This window comes from Arcticibacterium sp. SM2516 (assembly GCF_057914865.1).
In genome coordinates, this window is record NZ_CP195290.1 from 1,444,426 (window position 1) to 1,461,174 (window position 16,749).

Here is a 16,749-nt window from a genome sequence, read left to right on the forward strand (position 1 = left end):
TTATTTTTTAGGGTTGGTATAAAGAATAAATGTAGGGATTTTGAGATAGATTAGAACAAATATTAGACTAAGTGGTAGATTTTCTTGACCAGCTAGTTTCCTTACCTGATACTTCAGAAAATAAACTTAGTTCTTAGTCAAACGCCTTTATTACAACAGCATATGGAGAAGGGTTTATTTTTTAAACGGGAAGGATTGGTAAGGGTTAGAATCACATAGATAATTGACAACTTTCATGTAGTATTTGCCAACTGGTACAATTATCACGGATTAAACACTAATGAATTGTGGGGGATTTTGCGTTTGATAGATTGCAAATCGCTTATTTGAGTCTATTTCAATCCTTTCATCTACTACTTTTGGGCTTTACTTAAAACCCTCGTAATTTTCGGGAATACAACCCATAAAAAATGAAATTTCTCAAGTTGCCTTATCTCTTTTTTTTCGTCATTTCCGGTGCTTTTGCACAAAATCCAATAGTCTCTTCCGACGACTCCGAATGGTGGAAACGAAATAACCTTCGCTTGATTCAAATGAATTTGCCTGACTATGAGGCGGCCAATATTGATGCCGATGAAATCGTGGAAGACTTAAAGGCATTTTCTGCCAATACTTTAATCATCAATGGGGCAGGCATTATGTCCTTTTACCAGTCGGACTTAGATTTTGAATACACCAATCCTTATATGAAGCCCGGTGAAATGGGAAGAATAGTAGAAAAATGTCACGAAAACGGCATTCGCGTCATCATTCGTTTTGATTTTAGTAGGGCACATGAAACCATTTTTAAAGCTCATCCAGACTGGTTTTATATTTCAGCCAAAGGAGAAAGAATCATCAATACCGATAAGTATGTGGTGAGTATCAATGCCCCATATGTACAAGATAAGGCCTTCAGGATAGTCGAAGAGGTGATTTCTAAATTTGATATTGACGGTATTTTCTTAAACATGCCGGGCTATCAAACCAGAAATCCTTATGAAAACATATATGTAGGCATAGACCAAAACGAATATGATAAAAAAGCCTTTTCTGAATGGAGTGGTGGACTGGTATTACCACTCAAGGAAGACCGAACCGACCCTATTTTTAATCAATATTTAGCGTTTAAAACGGCGAGCATCGAGCAGTGGTCTAGAAACCTACATAAAATAGTTAAGTCTTCCTCTGAAAAGCGTTTGTCCAATGGAAAAGTATTACGTGCTTCTGGAAAGAAGATAGCCATTTGCACCTATTTAGAAGAGTCTGTAGACATTATCAGGCATGAAAGTCAAACGCATGGCTTGCCATATTGGCCGTACACGGCTTCAGATAACACCAACCATATAGAGCAAACTTTTCCTGATAAAATTGTAAGCAATGCCAGTATTCAACAGATTTCGTTTCAAAGCAGATATAATGCCATAGAACCAGAGGAAATAAGCATCAGACTTTATGAAAATATAGCCAATGGAAGCGGTACAGATGTAAGTTTGATGGGCGACTTAAGAGACTATGAGGACGAAAGGAACTTCGGAACCATGAAGAAGATTTATGCTCATCAGAAGAAGTTTGAACCCTATTTTGGAAAATATGAGAGTATGGCCCATGTGGCAGTAGTGGCTCCAGGGTATTGGCCAGGAGGGGATAAAATGGAGGAATACCGTGGCCTATCGCTCATGCTGAAAGAAGCACATGTGCAGTTTGATATTATTCAGGATAATCATTTGGCAAACCTTTCAGACAAAATAAAGCATAAATACAAGGTATTGATTCTCCCAGATATCAATTATCTAAGTGAAATTGATATTACGGCTCTAAAAGAAATTTCTAAATCAGGAGTAAAGCTTATCGCGACCAACACCAGCCTTTTTGATAATCCTGAGGCTTTAAGGGAGCTTTTTGGAGCTACTATAGTCCAATCAGAGAATGATGGAGCAGGGAATTATTTGACGCCAAATAGAAAAGACATTTTCAAAAGTTTTGAAGGTCAAAGTATGGTGCATTTCAAGTTTAACCTAGGGCTTTATAATTTCGAAGAGGGGGTAGAGACTTTCTTGCCCATTTTAAGCAAGGGCCGACCAGGACCACCAGAAATGATTGGTGGACATGAACCAACAGGTTATTTTGGCATGGGAATGAAAAATAAGGTCAACGTTTTGATGCCAATGAACATTGGTAAAATCTATTATCAACATGGCTATGAACAGCATAAAAACATTGTTTTAGATGTTTTACAAAATATCTACCCAAACGCTTTTAAGGAAGCTATCAGTTCAGCTCATCCACGGGTAGAGATTATCTTACAGGATTTTATGATGAATACCGAAAAGGTGACCATTCATACACCGTTTAAGTCAAATGGGCATATTCTTCATTTGGTGAATTTGACAGGATTTAGTGGGAATACTTACTTTGAACCCCATGTACAACAGAACATTAAATTTGAAATCAGAATGGATTTTAAACCCAGTAAAATTTGGACCATGCAAGGAGGAGAGAAGCTAGACTTCACTTACACCAACGGTTATTTGAAAATGACATTACCTGCCTTGACAGATTTTGAAGGTATCGTTATTGAAAGATAAATCGTAATGCTCTATATGCAGAAAGCCGTCTCCTAATTTATTAAGAGACGGCTTTTCTATTGTTAAAATGGTTTTACCATTTCTTTTTCTTGTATCCTGAGATAGAGAAATATAGAATAAACATATATAAAGGAATTAGCGTAAGGTAAGCCATTTGCGTATCCCATATATCAGCCAGTTGACCATAATTTAAAGGTAATATAGCTCCTCCAGCAATCATCATAATTAGCCAAGCGGGTGTGAGAGGGCAGAGCAAGTCTCATAAGTAAAAAGTAAGCTCTGTGAATTACTTATTTGAAAATTTTCTCAGAGGAGTCCAAATAAAAAGAGGCTGTCTCACATTTTTAAGACGGCCTCTTCTTACTCGATTAAACTTATGATTTTATTTCTTAAACCCAACTTTATGACCCCAAATAGCATAATATAGAATAATAATATAGCACGGCAATAATATCCAATAACTGTTATTAGCAGAAGTAGCCAATGCTTGTGCTTCGGCTATGCCGTTGGTCATTAAGTCGTGTTTACCTGCGTCTACTATTCTGCCATACAAAGGCGGAATAATGGCACCACCCGAAATTGCCATTACCAATAAAGCGGATCCTGTTTTGGTGAATTTACCTAAGCCATGAAGCGTTAAAGGCCAAATGGCAGGCCAAACCAACGCATTAGCAATACCTAATGCTGCAACAAAAAGTACAGAGGTGAAGCCTGTTGTAATTAAAATACATATGGAAAAAACAATTCCTAAAGCCGCACTAATTTTTAATGCCAAACCTTGACTTAGGTATTTTGGTATTAATAATACACCTAAAGCATAGGTGAACACCATAGCCATAAGGGTATACGAGGTAAAGTGACTAGCTTGGTCTGCGGGTAATCCTAAAGATAAACCATAGGCAATAATAGAATCACCAGCAATAACTTCAGCACCTACATAAACAAACAATGCTAATACCCCTAACCATAAATGAGGAAATTGGAATATACTAGTTTTAGCTGTTGTACCATCTGCAACTTGTTGATCCACATCGCCTTCTAATTCTGGCAGTGGTGCTTTTAAAATTAACAAACCGAATAAAAACAAAACAGTTGCCATTATAATATAGGGTGTTACCACACTATTTGCCATGGTGTCAAGCAATTGTGATTTTTCATCGGGCGAAACAAAACTTAATTTATCTTTTACATCATCTATGCCAGACAATAATAAGGTTCCAAAAACGATGGAACCAATAGAGCCTGCCAACTTATTAGCAATGCCCATCATTGCTATTCTTTTTGCCCCACTTTCTATGGGCCCTAAGATGGTAATATACGGATTAGCGGCAGTTTGCATAAGCGTCATACCGGTGCCTTGAATAAATATACCAGCTAAAAACATCCAATACGTTCTGGCTTCTGCGGCAGGTATAAATACCAATGCCCCAACAGCCATAATCATTAAGCCTATTGACATTCCTTTTTTATACCCTACTTTTTTTAATAAATAAGAAGCGGGTAATGCCATCACCACAAAAGCAACATAGGAAGCGGTAGCTACTAAATAGGCTTGGGTGTCGGTTAATTCATTTATTGTTTTCATAAACGGAATTAGAACCCCGTTTATCCAAGTTACAAATCCAAAAATGAAGAACATAGCTCCAATAATGAGCATTGGAACCAGATTGTTGTTAGAACGATTATCTGTCATACAAATAGGTTAGTTATTAAATTATTTTAAAAATATATAAAAGGTCCTACATATTTCTTAATAACTACTAATTATTTTCAATTTAATCGAACATTTCGTATGAATATTGTCTAATATTTCTGAGCTAAAACGAGAGCCCCCAGTGGCTTGCTGGTAGGCGTGAAGTCGCCCATCATCACAAAATCTGTGAGCAACATATCTGCATAGGTCATGAGATTAGCGAGGTAAACTTTGGGAGCGGCTGTCATTTCAATTCCGAATTTAAGCTTCTGCCCATTTAGTTTTATCATAAGCCTATCTTTAATTCTGAATGATTTTTGACGACTTTCATCAAAATCTTTAGAATAAAAGTCGAAGGCCAATTGGCTTCCTTTAGAACAAATTTTAGAAATCTCTTTTAAGGTTTGTTTCAGCTCGTTTTCGTCAACATTTACAGTAAATCCCTCTAAAAGAAAGAAGGTTTTCTTCTTGATATCAAAACCATTTAAAGTGAGTTTTTGAACCCAATCCTGCGTTTTAAAGTCTGTGGAGATGGCATTAATCCATGATTGGTCCATTTCTGCTCTTTGGGACACCACACGTTTTTGACTTAATACGGCTTCATTGTCGAGCTCATAAGCCGATATGTTTTTATGATGACAATACTTTACTAAACGTGTATCAAAACCAGCACCTATAAGTACGACTTGCTCTATGCCATCAAATTTTTCTTCATATAATTTATCAAAAAACAGTGTTCTAGAAGCCAAAAGTGTATAAATGGATTCTTTTTCGGGCATAGAAATGCGTGCAATACTTGGTAAATAACCCGTCAACCTATTGGCCAGTATGGCGGGTAAAAACATATACCATAGTCCAGCCATGGACATTTCTGGTAGGTTGCTTAGCATCTCTACCGCATCCGTATCTTTCCGCTGTCCAAAAGTATGAAGCACCCATTTATTAAAAAGTGAGTTCGTCACAGAAACAGGAAGCTTTACAGCACTCCTTAAGGCTAAATACTTAATGACAGATAGAAGTATCCCAAAAATAGTAATTGGGAGCAGAACAATCTGAAAAACCAAGTAGGTCAAAAATTGAAATATTTTCATATAAATAAATACTTTATAGGGAGGACACTTACACCAACGAAAACCCTCATCAAATAGTTTTTAATTATCTTATGTTTAATTGGTCTCTTAAAATTTTAGCAATTTTTCCTTTAATGAAATTGTCGAGAATCTTCTAGAAACTCGCACTCGTAAATGAACGTATTCCCTCATATTTTAGTTATCAAATTTCAAAACAGTATGTCAGATAAGAAATATGAAGCACAGACTTTGCATTTAATTTCTTTATCCTAAATCTCAAACTATTGAATAAAAAAGTAGCCGTTTTTAGAAAAGAGCATTTCAATGCTGCTCATCGACTTCATAGATCTGCTTGGTCTAATGAAAAGAATGTTGCTGTTTTCGGCAAATGCAATAATCCCAATTATCACGGTCATAATTATAACTTAGACATTAAGGTAACCGGTGAGGTGAATCCTGAAACGGGCTATGTGATAGACATTAAGATTCTATCAGATTTAATTCAGGAGCATATTTTGGATGCCTTTGATCATAAAAACCTAAATTTAGATGTTCCTGAGTTCAAGGATTTGAATCCTACAGCAGAGAACATTGCAATAGTTATACACAAAAAACTAGAAAGAGCCCTAAATAATAAAGAGCTAGAATTGAAAGTAAGGCTCTATGAAACTGAAAGAAACTATGTTGAATACCCCGCATAATAGAGACGAAGAAATAAATGCCATCGGCGACGATCACATTGCATCTAATGCTTTTTCAACGCCACTTAGACCAGATGCTTTTGACATGGATGATGATACTAAAATGGAAAAAATAGAAGAACATTTTAGAGAAATCATGCACATCATGGGTCTGGATTTAACAGATGATAGCCTTAGTGGGACACCTAGGCGAGTGGCCAAAATGTACGTAAAGGAGCTTTTTTCTGGATTAAATCCGAAAAACTTACCCGCTTTGACACATTTCAAGAACCATTATAAGTATAGAGAAATGTTGGTGGAACGTGATATCATGTTCCATTCTAACTGTGAGCATCATTTTGTGCCCATAGTAGGTAAAGCTCATGTGGCATACATAGCCAATGGGCATGTAATAGGTTTATCTAAACTGCATAGGGTAGTAAATCATTTTGCAAGAAGACCGCAGGTTCAAGAGCGAATGACCATTCAAATAGGGGAAGCTCTTAAAACGGTATTGGGAACAGAAAGTGTAGCCGTTATTTTGGATGCAGATCACATGTGTGTATCGTCAAGGGGGATAAATGATCAAACCTCTTCTACGGTCACTACTTTTTATGGTGGAAAGTTTATGGAAACAGAAACTAGAAATGAATTTATAAAAATGGTGGGTCTAAGACAGGGCGTGTTGAAGTATTGATTTGTAAGTCTGAGGTAGCTATCATATAAAAAGAAGGGGCTTTATCATTCATTTGATAGAGCCCCTTTTAATTTTCTTTATAGGTTCGTACTTGAGTTTAAAGCTCCTTGATTTTGATATTTTGAAAGTAAACGCCTTTTGCCCAATCTTGAAGGGCAATATGTCCACTACTGGCTTTTCCAAAATTTTCAAAAGTCTTAAAATTACTTTCGGCAACCACTTTTTTCCAGTTTTCACCGTTGAAGTCTTCTTCTGCAGTAAGCACATCATTTAGCCAAAACTGAACATTACCGTCTACTTGTCTGATTTTGGAATGGTTCCAACTCCCACTAGGCTTAGGGGTCACTTCATTATTTATTTTCTGGAAACCATATAAACATGCCGCCCATCGGGTTGAATCTTGAAGATAATCTGCTTGAACGCCAGCGTTATCTAAAAGTTGATATTCTGGTCCGCTGGTCCAAGCCGTCGGGTTTTCTTCAGATTCCATGACATTGATAAAAACGCCACTGTTTCCTGCCTTTGAAATATTCCAGTCGAAGGTTAATTCATAATTGGTGTATTGTGCGTCTGTCAGCAAATCTCCATGTTCCACTTCAAAAGTATCAGGGTTGCAATACAACATGCCGTCAACAGGAATCCAGGCAGAAGGTACTTTACCCATATTGTAAAGGTGCCAGCCTTCGGTGGTTTCTCCGTCAAATAACAGCTTCCAGCCATCTTCCTTTTCCTGCTCCGATAGGGTATTTGGCAAGGGTTCTTCTATTGTTGTTTCGGAAGAGCAAGCCATGAAGGCCATTGAAATAGATAAGAGTAAGATTAGTTTTTTCATTCTTAAAATAGGGTTATTGATAATTGGTTTGAATATAATGGGTTTACGAATTGATTTGAAGCAATTTAGCTACGGTCCCGATAACTATCGGGAGATTTTCTAATGAATAAAGCGGGTTAAACGTAGTCTAATTTTCAAAGTGTTTGGCATTTGACAAAATTCTATTTCTAGTCCATTTTTTTATGCCTGCAAATTCCTCTTTCCTCACAGGGCAGTCTGCCACTTGACAGTAATTGCAACATTCTGGAATACATGGGTCTGTATGTATAAACACTTCGACATCAAAAGGATAGTTTGATTCTACCGTGTCTTCAAAAAGACCTACCTCTTTATGAGCTTCTTCTAGGCTAAGATAGTAAGGTAGTGTTAAATGGCAATCTATATGTATATCCGCACCATATTTCTGAACTCTAAAATTATGCACGTCTATCCATCGGGGTTTTCTATGACGATTCAAAATTTCTAAAAGCGTGCTAAAGGTGTCTTCGTCTAGTTCATCCATCAATCCACTGATAGACTTCCTGACTATCTTAAGGCCGTTGTAAATAATAAAAGCGGCTAAACTCAAGGCTAAAATGCCATCAATTCTTTCTTCTCCGGTCCATTTCACCAAGAAGAGACCCGCAATTAAAGCCGCACTACTTAGACTGTCTATTAGTAGGTGTTTTCCGTCAGACGAAATGGCAATAGAGTCATTTTTTTTACCAACGCTAATCAGATAATAACCCAAGAGAGCATTGACAATCATGGTGATGCTGATCAACCCAATTCCACTATTTATAGCCTTGACTTCAGCCTTTTCAAAGAATGAATAGACCGCAGGTATGATCATGATTACACCCGCCAAAACGATCATGACTCCTTCCACACCGCTAGAAAAGAATTCTATTTTCCCGTGTCCATAAGGATGATTCCTATCCTTAGGTCTATTAGAAATATAAATGGAATATAAAGCGAAGGCTGCTGCGGCCACATTGACAATAGATTCTGAAGCGTCTGTTAAAACAGCTTTAGAATTGGTCATGTAGTAAGCCAAAAATTTCATAAGCATTAATACAAAACCCACTGCCAGTGAAAGGCTTATGACTTTTTGATTAACACTTCTATGATTCTGTTCCAGAATAATTTTATTTCAATTGCTTAAACTTAGCGATTTCTACTAATTTCGCAGGCATGATAGAGCAGAAAAGTCCTTGGCAGACCTTATCCAAAAAAACGGAATACGAAAATAGTTGGATTGAAGTGGTTCATAAAGAAATGCTGAACCCGAACGGGAATCCTGCCATTTATGGTCAGGTAAACTTCAAAAATGTGGCTATTGGCGTGCTCCCTCTAGATAATGAAGGCTTTACTTGGCTGGTGGGTCAATTCCGTGTACCCTTAGACGAGTATTCTTGGGAAATCCCAGAAGGTGGCTGCCCAATAGGAGAGGAGTGGACTGAAGCTGCCAAAAGAGAACTTAAAGAAGAGACTGGTCTTATTGCGGAGCATTTTGAAATGCTTTGTAAGGTGCATACTTCTAATTCTGTTTGTAACGAGGTGGGCTATGTATTTACAGCAAAAGGGCTTTCTCAAAGCGACGCACAACCAGAAGATACTGAAGACCTAAAGGTCAAAAAAGTACACATCTCAGAAGCTCTTCAGATGGTCATGGATAATGAAATTACAGATTCCCTCAGCGTAGCCGCCATCCTAAAAGTAGCTCGAATGTTGAAAATTTAGTTTTCAATAGTGACGTTGTACGTTTAGGCTTAAATTGTCTGATTGAAAAGTATTTACTTTTTGACTAAAATACTGGGATTCACCAAGAAATATATCTTATCTTATAAGGTTAAAAAATAATACCATGAAAAAAAACATATACTTTTTTGTTTTCGCTTGCTTTCTGTTAAGCTGTTCATCTTCCAATAAAGACAAAATATATTCACCAGAGGAAATAGAACTCGAATCTACCAAGATAAATGATTTTTTTGAAAAGAGCTTTAGTGAGATGTTGGATAGGTCTCCGTCTTTCCAAACCTATTTAGGCATCAAAAAAGATTATGACAAATGGAATGACCTTTCAGAAGACAACAAGGCAAAAGAATTGGAAATAACAAAAAAAGAGTTACAGTTTCTGCTTGATTCTATTAATGTCCATGCCTTAAAGGGACAGGATCTTATTAGCTATAAGTTATTCAAAGAAAATGCTGAAAACGAGATATCTGATTACAAATGGCGTCATTATAATTATCCTGTAAATCAGATGTTTGGGCCGCATGCTGATGTAGCATCTTTCTTGATAAATATGCATATTATTACAGATTCAAGTGATGCGGAGGCTTATGTAGCCAGATTAAATAGGGTGGGTACCTACTTTGACCAAGTCATTGAAAATCTAGAAATTCGAGAAAAAAAGAATATTATACCACCGAAATTTGTATTTCCGAGGGTCATTGAATCTTCAAAAAATATCATTTCTGGTGCCCCATTTGACAAAGGGAAATCAAGTGCTCTGCAGTATGATTTTTATAATAAGATAGATAAACTTGAGCTTAGTCCTTCTTCAAAAGATGCCTTAAAAAGAAAGGCTGATGCAGCTTTGTTAAGTACTGTATTACCTGCCTACGATAAATTAATAGCTTTTCTAGAGGGTCAGCATGAGCGTGCCACGGACGAAGACGGTATTTGGAAAATGGAAGGCGGGAAGGAGTATTACAACATTGCTTTAAAACGAACCACCACTACAGATTTAACGGCAGAGCAAATTCATGAAATTGGACTGAAAGAAGTGGCTAGAATTCATAATGAGATTAGAGAAGTTATGAAGCAGGTTAATTTCAAGGGTGATTTGAAAGAATTCTTTGGCTATCTTCAAAAAGATGAAGCATTTTTCTATCCTAATACGGATGCTGGAAGGCAAGCCTACCTAGATAGTGCTACGGCCATAATTGACAATATGAGGACACGTTTAGATGAGCTTTTTATAACAAAACCTAAAGCAAAAATGATTGTCAAAAGAGTGGAGCCTTTTAGAGAAAAAGCGGCTGGTTCTGCCTTTTATCAGTCTCCCGCTCCAGATGGCAGTAGGCCAGGAACTTATTATGCCAATTTGGCAAATATGCAAGATATGCCAAAATATGATATGGAAGCTTTAGCTTATCATGAGGGTATTCCTGGGCATCACATGGATAGGTCTATAGCTCAAGAATTGACAAACCTCCCTAGGTTCCGTAAGTTTGGTGGATATACGGCCTATGTAGAAGGTTGGGGGTTGTATAGTGAGTTTATCCCTAAAGAAATGGGCTTATATGCTAATCCGTATTCTAACTATGGGAGACTGGCAGCCGAGCTTTGGCGTGCGTGTAGGTTAGTGGTAGACACCGGAATTCACTTGAAAAAATGGACAAGAGAAGAGGGGATAGCGTATTATAAAGATAATACTGCTGGTAGCGATAGAGACTGTGAAAGAATGGTAGAAAGGCACATTGTAATGCCCTCACAAGCCACTGCTTATAAAATTGGGATGATGAAAATTCTAGAATTACGAGCTAAAGCTCAGGCTGAATTAGGGGAGGATTTTGACTTAAGAGAATTTCATGAAGTAGTACTTACTTCAGGAGCCCTTCCTTTAAGTATGCTGGAGACCCTTGTGGATGATTGGATTAATGAGAAAAGAAAATAGTACCAAAAGAAAACCTCTTTACCGAGCTGATTATGCTGGGTAAAGAGGCTTCACTTGACAATGAAATTTTGGATTTAGATATGGCAGATATTTTGAAAACGATTCCAATTACAGGGTTTATAAAATGATAGAGGCTTGTCTTTATGCTTTTTTGATGGGCATCTTCCTGAGTTTCGGTTTTGGTTCTGTTTTTTTTGTTTTACTGCAAAACAGCATTGAATACGGCAGAAAAGCGGGCTTTAAGATTGCCTCAGGTGTTTTAAGTAGCGATGTCGTTTTAGTGGCTGTTGCTTTGATGGGAACTTCATTTTTACCCGATATTCCTAATTTTGAGAATTACGCCAGAGCCATTTGTGTGGTGCTTTTATTTGCGATGGCTTTGGGTCAATTTAGAAAAACAACAAGTAAAGAGCGGTTTGTGGATTTTAGAGCCGCACGTTTTATCTATTATTACGCCAAAGGCTTCATGTTAAATATTATAAATCCTGTTAATTTTTTAACATGGGTTGTTATCATTGGCGGGATAAAGTCTTATCAGCTATCTCAAAATCAAACTATCCTTTTTTTTGTCATTTGCTTAAGCACCATTTTTCTGTCCGAATGTGTCATAGCCCACTATGCTAGTAAACTTAAAGTGTTTTTGAATCCCAAAACCTTAAGTAACATAAAACGTTTGACCGCCATTATATTTATTATAATTGCTACCAAAATTGCTTATGATGGTTTTATTTAAGAGGAGTGGGGTATAAAACCCTTTTGACCGTTATTCATGATGTTGGTTTGAATCGATAACATTGGCAAAATCTCGAAAACAATTTTCATCTTTTGTGAAGATTTTTCTACTTATATTTCACTCCTTGGGAGCTAATAATGCAACTTATTATTTAGAACTTGAGTAAACTCAAATCTGCTGTAGCGGATAATTTAGCTTCACAAAGCTCTCCCAATCTTGCTGGCTATTTCCTTTAAGGACTCTTGGAAATTTATTTTGACCGCCTTCTTTACCTTTTAATTTCATCCAAGACATGAATGCCGCATGTGGTAATACGCGACAAAAAATATTCTTCAAGGCATGCCCACGTTCCACAGCATAATCATCATTTATTTCTGAAAGCGTTTGGTCAATATATCTGCCCATTTCGTCTGGGTCAATGTCTGCGTCACAGGCAACGTACCACTGATGAGCAAAAAGGGGAGGATGTTTAATTCCAGTAACACAGAATTCTCTGATTGAAACACCGAAATGCTCAGAAGCGGCATCCACGGCCTTATTCATATTATCTACCGAAAGATGCTCACCGCATAAACTCAGGAAGTGTTTGGTTCTGCCTGTAATAATAATCTCAGCTCTTTTCACATTGGTAAACCTGATGGTATCGCCAATCAGATATCGCCAAGCCCCTGAGCAGGTTGAAATCAATAATGCATAATCTTTTCCGGCATCTACCTCATCCACCATAAAGGTTTGAGGATTTGCTAGCATATTACCTTCGGTATCAAAATTGGCTTCATTGAACGGAATGAATTCAAAGAAAATCCCATTATTCAGCACCAATTGTAAGCCCCCCTCTGGTCTAACCTGATAAGCAAGAAAACCTTCAGAAGCCAAATAAGTTTCTATGTAAATGATAGGTTTCCCTAAAAGCTTATCAAAATCCTTTTTGTAAGGCTCAATGGAAACGCCTCCCCAAGCAAAGGCTGTTAAATTTGGCCATATTTCGTGAATGTTTTTGAGTTCATATCTATCGATGATTTTCTCCATCAATAATTGAATCCAAGCAGGTACCCCAGCCAAAAAACCGACATCCCAATCTTTGGCATTTGCCGTAATATCTTCCAGTTTTTTAGCCCAATCTTTTTCTTGAGCTATTTGCTGACCAGGTTTGTAAAATCTATGAAACCAAGCCGGCATAGTTTTCTGAGTGATTCCACTCAAATCTCCTTCATAATGATGCCCTACTTCATTCAAAATAGTGCTTCCTCCTAACATTAAATAACCTGTTTCGTATAGGTCCGCAGGTAAGTTTTTATAATTCCCTAAAGAGATAATCTGATTTATACTTGTTCTTTGAATGGCCTTTATCATTTCATTGCTCACAGGTATCGCCTTAGATGCGGCCTCTGAGGTGCCAGAACTTAATGCAAAATTTCTGATGATTCCGGGCCATGTTACATCTACTTCGCCATGTCTAGATCTGTGCCACCATTCCTTATAAATTCTGTTATAATCATAAACAGGAACATTCTTTTTAAAGGCTTCATAGAAATCTCTTTTTCCTCCTGTTATAGAAGTTTTAAGAACGGCATTGAAACCGTACTTCTGACCAAATTGTGTTTCCCTAGCTGTAGAACACAGCTTCTTCAAGGTGTTCTTTTGCCATTTAAACGGCTTTGGTTGACGAATTTTTTGAAGTGCATTTGATAACTTAATACCACCTTTTAATACGTTTCCAATCACAGCCATATTAGAATTTCCAAGTTTCCATTTCTTTCATCCCTTCATAATTTGTCATATCATAATGACAAGGCACAATAGCAACATAATTGTTTGCCAAACACCACATATCTGTATCTACAGCATCAGGTTCATGATTCACAAAGTCACCGCCCATCCAGAAATAGGGTCTGCCGTGAGGGTCTTTTCTTGCGTCAAATTCCTCTTTCCAGTAACCATCAGTTTGTCTGACAACTTTAACTCCCCTTATAGGTTCTTCTGACTTTTTGGGAAAGTTAACATTGAGTGCATTGTGTTTCGGTATTCCGTTTTTTAGAACAGCCAAACAAATCTTTCTAATGAAAGGCTTTGTATGAGAAAAATCTGAATCATAACTGAAATCGTCAATAGAAAACCCAATAGCAGGTATACCTTCAATGGAAGCCTCTCTGGCGGCGGCCATAGTTCCAGAATATAAAACAGAAAGTGATGCATTATGACCATGATTAATACCACTCACCACCAAATCTATTTTCCTACCATTTAAATAATGATGTTTAGCCAGTTTAACACAGTCGGCAGGTGTTCCACTACACTCATAAGCCACTATACCCTCGTGAATAGTTGATTTCTTAGTGTGTAAAGTTTTATCTACTGTTATGGCATGTCCCATACCCGAATTTGGACTATCTGGAGCTAAAACAAAAACGTCACCAATTTCTTTTACTGCATCTATTAAAACAGCTATTCCAGGAGAGGTTATGCCGTCGTCATTACTTACTACAATCAGTGGCTTCATCAAAAGTCTATTTTATTTGGTCAACAAAAGTAGGCAAAAAAGGCTATTGCTTCTCGGCTCTAATTCAATTCTGGTATGTAGGTATTCGTTGACGACAGGTTGTCAGGCACTTGTGAAGTTTAATTATTAACAAAAACTTTACTTCAGCGTCATGCTATGAGCTTGGAATGCTCTACTTCTTGGTTGGTTTAATCAGAATGTAACATAGCCTCAATTCTATCCAGTTTTGAATTGAAATGCGTCATAAACTTATTTTGATACAACAACACATCCTAACGCTCCTGAATAGTCCTTTCCAATGTTGAAATAAGGTCATTCTAATGGAAACACTAAATAAGCAAACGACGAATCTAAAAGATAATCTTAAAAGATGACGATTTATCACCGAATTTGGGTATTCGGAAAGGAGGGATGTATTAAGTTCTTAGCAAAGCCCAGAAGCTTTTTCCAGATTTGGAGCAAAATGTTCATCAGTCTTTCAAACCTAAATCTTCCACAATATGGAGCTTCTTTGTGTTTTTTCTGGTTCTGGCGGCAATTTCAGGTTTGTAACCTTCTAGTGTTTTTTGATAATAACCGGTACCATCATAATATCGCTTTCTGGGATGCTCTTTACACGCAGTAGAACAAGCCCCCTGCATTTCATCCCCACAGCTTTCACAAATGGCCACATGCTGATTACAAACAGGATTGGCACAGTTCACCATCCTATCAGATTTTGTTGCACAGATATGACATTTCGAAATTACAACTGGATTTACAGCATTAACCTCCGTGGTGAGCCTGCCATCAAAAACATAGCATTTTCCATCAAAATTTTCTCCACCGGCTTCTAAACCATACTTGATAATACCACCGTGAAGTTGATAGACATTTTCAAATCCCTGCTCCAATAAATAAGCACTGGCCTTTTCGCATTTAATGCCTCCCGTACAGTAGGTAATTATTTTCTTATCTCTTAAATGCTCAATCTCCTGCATATGATCCGGCAAATCTCTTAAATTCTCCATATCAAAAGTGACGGCACCTTTAAATTTCCCTACAGCATGCTCATAATTAGAACGCATATCCACCAACACCACGTCATCGTCATTCATCATGGCTTTAAATTCATCGGGTTCTAAGTGCTTTCCTGTTCTCACATTAGGATTGACACCCAGCTCAGAATGAACTATCTCTTTCTTTATTCTAACATATAATTTTTTAAAAGCATGAGTTTCAAGAGCCTCTATTTTAAATTCTACTGCCGAAAAACGTGGGTCTTCTTTTACCCAAGCCATATATGCTTCGCAATCTGCCTTTAAGCCAGAAACCGTACCATTCAATCCCTCAGGTGCCACTATAATTCTACCAAGCAAATTATTATCAAGGCAAAACTGGTGATGTACGTCTCTATATTCCACCAAATTTTCGATGGGCGAATAGATATAATAAAGTATAACGCTAAAGTCTTTCATAATAAATTCAAAAATGCGAATGCAAAGTTAATAAAGGTTCTATGCATTTTCTATGATTATTGACAGTATAAGTCCTAATTTTGGGTTCATACCTATACGCTCTCTTGCCTTATGCATATAGCCATTACCGGAAATATTGGTGCCGGAAAAACCACTTTAGCAGAAAAATTAGCAGAACACTATGGCTGGGAAGTCTATTACGAAGCCGTAGATAACAATCCCTACTTAGCTCCATTTTACAGCGATATGCCGAAATGGTCATTCCATTTGCAAGTTTTCTTCTTAAACTCACGATTTGAGCAAGTGCTTAAAATTAAATCTCAAGAAGAAAAAACCATCATTCAGGACAGGACCATTTATGAAGATGCCTATATTTTTGCTCAAAACCTTTATGAGTCAGGCCATTTGAATGAAACCGACTTTAGAACTTACGAGAGTCTTTTTAATACCATTATGCAGGCTATAAGTCCGCCCGATTTAATGATTTACTTAAAGGCTGACATTCCAAAGCTATTGAAGCAAATTAAAAAGAGAGGAAGAGATTACGAGCAGAGCATTGACCCTAATTATCTAAAAAGCCTCAATGTTTTGTACGAAAAATTTTCAGACCAATATGAGCATGGGAAACTGATTGAAATTGACGTGAATGAGATGGATTTCGTGAATAACGAGACAGACTTTTTGAGCATTACAAAGGCCATTGAAAAGCATATTAACTTGGGTAAACAATTGAAAATTTGATTTACTCCAAATAAGCCTAACTCCTATTTTTACTTTCAAATACAAGGCATAATCTACCTTGTATGTTTGTTAACCATCCCATTATAGGAACATTTAACACTATTTAAAGTAATTC

15 protein-coding genes are annotated in these 16,749 nt (G+C 37.1%); 7 read left to right on the top strand and 8 right to left on the bottom strand.

Features of this window, described 5'->3' with window-relative positions; all coding sequences use genetic code 11:
* Positions 1-410: 410 nt before the first annotated feature.
* The gene (locus ACSBFT_RS05960; RefSeq protein ID WP_489603915.1) at positions 411-2,567 is read left to right on the top strand and encodes an alpha-amylase family protein; all 2,157 of its coding nucleotides are present in this window, start codon (positions 411-413) and stop codon (positions 2,565-2,567) included.
* Positions 2,568-2,640: 73 nt separating this feature from the next.
* Here the strand turns inward: ACSBFT_RS05960 and ACSBFT_RS05965 are convergent, their stop codons facing one another.
* From ACSBFT_RS05965 to ACSBFT_RS05975, 3 genes are all read right to left on the bottom strand, one after another.
* Positions 2,641-2,790, bottom strand: a complete 150-nt coding sequence (locus ACSBFT_RS05965) for a hypothetical protein (RefSeq protein ID WP_489603916.1) — start codon at positions 2,788-2,790, stop codon at positions 2,641-2,643.
* 159 nt (positions 2,791-2,949) lie between these two features.
* Positions 2,950-4,260 (bottom strand): sugar MFS transporter, encoded by a 1,311-nt coding sequence (locus ACSBFT_RS05970; protein WP_489603917.1) that lies wholly within the window; start codon positions 4,258-4,260, stop codon positions 2,950-2,952.
* Between the two features lie 110 nt (positions 4,261-4,370).
* Complete coding sequence (locus ACSBFT_RS05975; protein WP_489603918.1) at positions 4,371-5,351, bottom strand: class I SAM-dependent methyltransferase; 981 nt, start codon at positions 5,349-5,351, stop codon at positions 4,371-4,373.
* 263 nt (positions 5,352-5,614) lie between these two features.
* Between ACSBFT_RS05975 and ACSBFT_RS05980 the strand changes: the two genes are divergently transcribed.
* Together ACSBFT_RS05980 and folE are read left to right on the top strand one after the other, a co-directional pair.
* Positions 5,615-6,031 carry a 6-pyruvoyl trahydropterin synthase family protein gene (locus tag ACSBFT_RS05980; protein WP_463047562.1) on the top strand — a complete coding sequence of 139 codons (417 nt, stop codon included), beginning with the start codon at positions 5,615-5,617 and terminating at the stop codon, positions 6,029-6,031.
* Positions 5,994-6,707: a GTP cyclohydrolase I FolE gene (folE, locus tag ACSBFT_RS05985; RefSeq protein WP_463047563.1), complete on the top strand. Its 714-nt coding sequence runs from the start codon at positions 5,994-5,996 to the stop codon at positions 6,705-6,707. The genes ACSBFT_RS05980 and folE overlap by 38 nt, the downstream gene beginning before the upstream one ends.
* 97 nt (positions 6,708-6,804) lie before the next feature.
* On the opposite strand, the gene ACSBFT_RS05990 is transcribed toward folE, so the two are convergent.
* Together ACSBFT_RS05990 and ACSBFT_RS05995 are read right to left on the bottom strand one after the other, a co-directional pair.
* Entirely contained in the window at positions 6,805-7,539 is a 735-nt protein-coding gene (locus tag ACSBFT_RS05990; RefSeq protein WP_489603919.1) for a 3-keto-disaccharide hydrolase, read from the bottom strand.
* Between the two features lie 127 nt (positions 7,540-7,666).
* Positions 7,667-8,665: a cation diffusion facilitator family transporter gene (locus tag ACSBFT_RS05995; protein WP_489604869.1), complete on the bottom strand. Its 999-nt coding sequence runs from the start codon at positions 8,663-8,665 to the stop codon at positions 7,667-7,669.
* 47 nt (positions 8,666-8,712) lie between these two features.
* Here ACSBFT_RS05995 and ACSBFT_RS06000 point away from each other — a divergent pair, with 47 nt between their 5' ends.
* The 3 genes from ACSBFT_RS06000 to ACSBFT_RS06010 all read left to right on the top strand — a co-directional run bounded on the left by ACSBFT_RS06000 (position 8,713) and on the right by ACSBFT_RS06010 (position 11,936).
* Positions 8,713-9,261, top strand: coding sequence for an NUDIX domain-containing protein (locus tag ACSBFT_RS06000; RefSeq protein WP_463046686.1), 549 nt, complete (start codon positions 8,713-8,715; stop codon positions 9,259-9,261).
* Positions 9,262-9,385: 124 nt separating this feature from the next.
* Positions 9,386-11,203 (top strand): DUF885 domain-containing protein, encoded by a 1,818-nt coding sequence (locus ACSBFT_RS06005; protein ID WP_489603920.1) that lies wholly within the window; start codon positions 9,386-9,388, stop codon positions 11,201-11,203.
* Positions 11,204-11,327: 124 nt separating this feature from the next.
* A complete protein-coding gene (locus ACSBFT_RS06010) occupies positions 11,328-11,936 on the top strand; it encodes a LysE family translocator (RefSeq protein ID WP_463046684.1) in 609 nt (202 codons plus the stop codon).
* A 168-nt stretch (positions 11,937-12,104) separates the two neighbouring features.
* Here the strand turns inward: ACSBFT_RS06010 and ACSBFT_RS06015 are convergent, their stop codons facing one another.
* From ACSBFT_RS06015 to trhO, 3 genes are all read right to left on the bottom strand, one after another.
* Positions 12,105-13,667, bottom strand: coding sequence for a GH3 family acyl-acid amido synthetase (locus tag ACSBFT_RS06015; RefSeq protein ID WP_463046683.1), 1,563 nt, complete (start codon positions 13,665-13,667; stop codon positions 12,105-12,107).
* Between the two features lies 1 nt (position 13,668).
* Entirely contained in the window at positions 13,669-14,436 is a 768-nt protein-coding gene (surE, locus tag ACSBFT_RS06020; RefSeq protein ID WP_489603921.1) for a 5'/3'-nucleotidase SurE, read from the bottom strand.
* Between the two features lie 470 nt (positions 14,437-14,906).
* The gene (gene trhO / locus ACSBFT_RS06025; RefSeq protein ID WP_463046682.1) at positions 14,907-15,893 is read right to left on the bottom strand and encodes an oxygen-dependent tRNA uridine(34) hydroxylase TrhO; all 987 of its coding nucleotides are present in this window, start codon (positions 15,891-15,893) and stop codon (positions 14,907-14,909) included.
* A 111-nt stretch (positions 15,894-16,004) separates the two neighbouring features.
* On the opposite strand from trhO, the gene ACSBFT_RS06030 reads away from it, so the two are divergent.
* The gene (locus ACSBFT_RS06030) at positions 16,005-16,634 is read left to right on the top strand and encodes a deoxynucleoside kinase (RefSeq protein ID WP_463046681.1); all 630 of its coding nucleotides are present in this window, start codon (positions 16,005-16,007) and stop codon (positions 16,632-16,634) included.
* The last annotated feature ends 115 nt before the right edge of the window (positions 16,635-16,749 follow it).

Coding starts and splice junctions, on each gene's coding strand:
- ACSBFT_RS05960 (WP_489603915.1), top strand. CDS start 411: ATGAAATTTCTCAAGTTGCCTTATCTCTTTTTTTTCGTCATTTCCGGT.
- ACSBFT_RS05965 (WP_489603916.1), bottom strand. CDS start 2,790: ATGATGATTGCTGGAGGAGCTATATTACCTTTAAATTATGGTCAACTG.
- ACSBFT_RS05970 (WP_489603917.1), bottom strand. CDS start 4,260: ATGACAGATAATCGTTCTAACAACAATCTGGTTCCAATGCTCATTATT.
- ACSBFT_RS05975 (WP_489603918.1), bottom strand. CDS start 5,351: ATGAAAATATTTCAATTTTTGACCTACTTGGTTTTTCAGATTGTTCTG.
- folE (WP_463047563.1), top strand. CDS start 5,994: ATGAAACTGAAAGAAACTATGTTGAATACCCCGCATAATAGAGACGAA.
- ACSBFT_RS05990 (WP_489603919.1), bottom strand. CDS start 7,539: ATGAAAAAACTAATCTTACTCTTATCTATTTCAATGGCCTTCATGGCT.
- ACSBFT_RS06000 (WP_463046686.1), top strand. CDS start 8,713: ATGATAGAGCAGAAAAGTCCTTGGCAGACCTTATCCAAAAAAACGGAA.
- ACSBFT_RS06005 (WP_489603920.1), top strand. CDS start 9,386: ATGAAAAAAAACATATACTTTTTTGTTTTCGCTTGCTTTCTGTTAAGC.
- ACSBFT_RS06010 (WP_463046684.1), top strand. CDS start 11,328: ATGATAGAGGCTTGTCTTTATGCTTTTTTGATGGGCATCTTCCTGAGT.
- ACSBFT_RS06015 (WP_463046683.1), bottom strand. CDS start 13,667: ATGGCTGTGATTGGAAACGTATTAAAAGGTGGTATTAAGTTATCAAAT.
- surE (WP_489603921.1), bottom strand. CDS start 14,436: ATGAAGCCACTGATTGTAGTAAGTAATGACGACGGCATAACCTCTCCT.
- trhO (WP_463046682.1), bottom strand. CDS start 15,893: ATGAAAGACTTTAGCGTTATACTTTATTATATCTATTCGCCCATCGAA.
- ACSBFT_RS06030 (WP_463046681.1), top strand. CDS start 16,005: ATGCATATAGCCATTACCGGAAATATTGGTGCCGGAAAAACCACTTTA.